This is a genomic window from Burkholderiales bacterium (genome assembly GCA_035560005.1).
Classification (GTDB): Bacteria; Pseudomonadota; Gammaproteobacteria; order Burkholderiales; family Eutrophovitaceae; genus DASRFY01.
This window is the reverse complement of the sequence record DATMAN010000066.1, coordinates 1-2047: the sequence shown is the minus strand read 5'-3', so window position 1 is coordinate 2047 and position 2047 is coordinate 1. Positions and strand designations below refer to the sequence as shown.

Below are 2047 nucleotides of genomic sequence, written 5' to 3'. Positions count from 1 at the left end.
CGCCAGCGCCGGTCGCGGTTCCGGCACCGGCCGTGGCGCCGCCACCCGCCGCCGTCGCGGTCCCGGCGCCGAAGCTGCCGGAGCGCGCGCCGCTGGGCAAGGAAGAGGCAGAACGGCGCTACCGGGCCGGCCTTGCGATGGAGCGTGCAGGCGACGATCGCGGCGCGCTGCAGGCCTTCCTCGAAGCGGGCGAGAGCGGCCACGGCCCGGCGCAGAAGAAGCTCGGCGAGATCTACGACCGCGGCAACTCCGCTGTGGCGCGCGACTACGAGACCGCGCTGCGCTGGTATCAGAAGGCGCGCGAGCAGGGCGTCGCCGTCCCCAAACCCGAGACCCGGGCGCCAGCGATCCGATAGGCGTGCGGGCGAGCCGGGGCGCGGGCATGCGATGCAACAGCCGCGGCGGCCGGGAGCGCATGCATCGGGTTCCGGCGGTCAGCCGTAAATATGGTAGGGTGCGCCCTCGATGAAGACGACCATTGAAATTCCGGATCCGCTGTTTCGCAAGGCAAAGGCCAAGGCTGCCGAGCGCGGTCAGACACTCAGGCAACTGGTTGCCGAAGCGCTGCAGGAAAAGCTGGCTCCAGGCCGCAAGGGAGTGCGCGCCGCCGAGCCCGAGTGGATGCGAGGATTCGGCAAGCTGCGGCGATTGAGCAAGGAGTCCCGGCGCATCCGGGACATCATGGACAAGGAGTTCGAGGCGATCGAGCCCGAGGATCGGGCGTGATTCTCGACACCAATGCGCTGTCCGCATTCGTGGACGGTGAATCGGCGGTCGGGGAAATCCTGCGGCGCCAGGCGCGCGCAGCCATTCCGGTGATCGTGCTGGGCGAGTTCCGCTACGGAATCGCTCAGTCGAGGCACCGTTCAACGTACGAAGCATGGCTGCGATTGCACTTGCGGGATTTCGACATTCTCGCCGTGACGGAGGAGACCGCCACCCGGTACTCGGAAATCCGTGTGTCGCTCAAGAAGTCGGGACATCCGATACCGGCCAACGATGCGTGGATCGCAGCGCTTGCGGTCGAGCATCGTCTGCCCGTACTCAGCCGCGATCGGCATTTCGACGCCGTGCCTGGGCTTCAGCGCGAGGGGTGGTAGGCGCCCGCGGTTTTCTTGCACCGCACCGTGCGGGTGCGGAGCCTCTGGCGGATACTCGGTCTGGGGCTTGGAGCCAGGCGCCAAAGGCTCTTTTCAGATTGGGGAGGGCAGACCGAAGGCGGCATCGGTCCGCGACAAATGCCCTTGCCAGCGGCAAAGGCCGTCGAGATAATGTACGCTCTCGGGCTTGGGCTGCCTGAACGTGCCGAAAAACCCGAAAAATCTGACGCTTGCGCTGCCGGGGGAAGGACCGGCGGGAGTTTCGCGTGGCCGCTGAAGCCGAACTGAAGCAGCTCGGGCGCTACAAGATTGACCGCGTCCTCGGCAAGGGCGCGATGGGCATGGTCTATGCCGGCACCGACACGCGCCTGCACCGGACCGTCGCCATCAAGACGATCCTCAAGAGCGCGGTGGACGAGGACACCGCGCGCGAATACTCGATGCGGTTTGTGCGCGAGGCGCAGGCGGTGGCGCGCCTCAACCATCCGAACATCGTGCAGGTGTACGACTTCGGCGAGGAAGGCGACATCGCGTACATCGTGATGGAGTTCATCAAGGGCAAGGAACTCAAGAACTTCTTCGACGCGAACGAGCGCTTCGAGCTGAAGGAAGCGGTGCGCGTCATGTGCGAGCTGTGCGACGCCCTGCACTTCGCGCACGAGGCCGGCATCATCCACCGCGACATCAAGCCGGCCAACGTGATGATTGACCACAACGGCAAGGTGAAGCTCGCCGACTTCGGCGTGGCGCGCATCACCGACGCGAGCGCGACCGAGAAGACGCAGGCGGGCACGATGGTCGGCACCCCCGCCTACATGTCGCCGGAGCAGATCACCGGCGGCAACATTGACCGGCGCAGCGACATCTTCTCGGCGGGCATCATCCTGTACCAGTTCCTCACCGGCGAGAAGCCGTTCACCGGCTCGGGCGCCTGGACCATCGCGAAG

General features: G+C 66.3%; 4 protein-coding genes. All 4 read left to right on the top strand.

The features are described from left to right. A partial coding sequence (locus tag VNM24_09945; protein ID HWQ38914.1) for a hypothetical protein occupies positions 1 to 356 on the top strand: 356 nt, incomplete at its 5' end. A 109-nt stretch (positions 357 to 465) separates the two neighbouring features. Continuing rightward, positions 466 to 726, top strand: coding sequence for a hypothetical protein (locus VNM24_09940; GenBank protein HWQ38913.1), 261 nt, complete (start codon positions 466 to 468; stop codon positions 724 to 726). Next, positions 723 to 1100 (top strand): type II toxin-antitoxin system VapC family toxin, encoded by a 378-nt coding sequence (locus tag VNM24_09935; protein ID HWQ38912.1) that lies wholly within the window; start codon positions 723 to 725, stop codon positions 1098 to 1100. Before VNM24_09940 ends, VNM24_09935 begins: the two co-directional genes overlap by 4 nt. 266 nt (positions 1101 to 1366) lie before the next feature. Further along, positions 1367 to 2047 (top strand): serine/threonine-protein kinase (locus VNM24_09930; GenBank protein ID HWQ38911.1); only part of this gene is annotated, 681 nt, incomplete at its 3' end.

Coding starts and splice junctions, on each gene's coding strand:
- VNM24_09940 (HWQ38913.1), top strand. CDS start 466: ATGAAGACGACCATTGAAATTCCGGATCCGCTGTTTCGCAAGGCAAAG.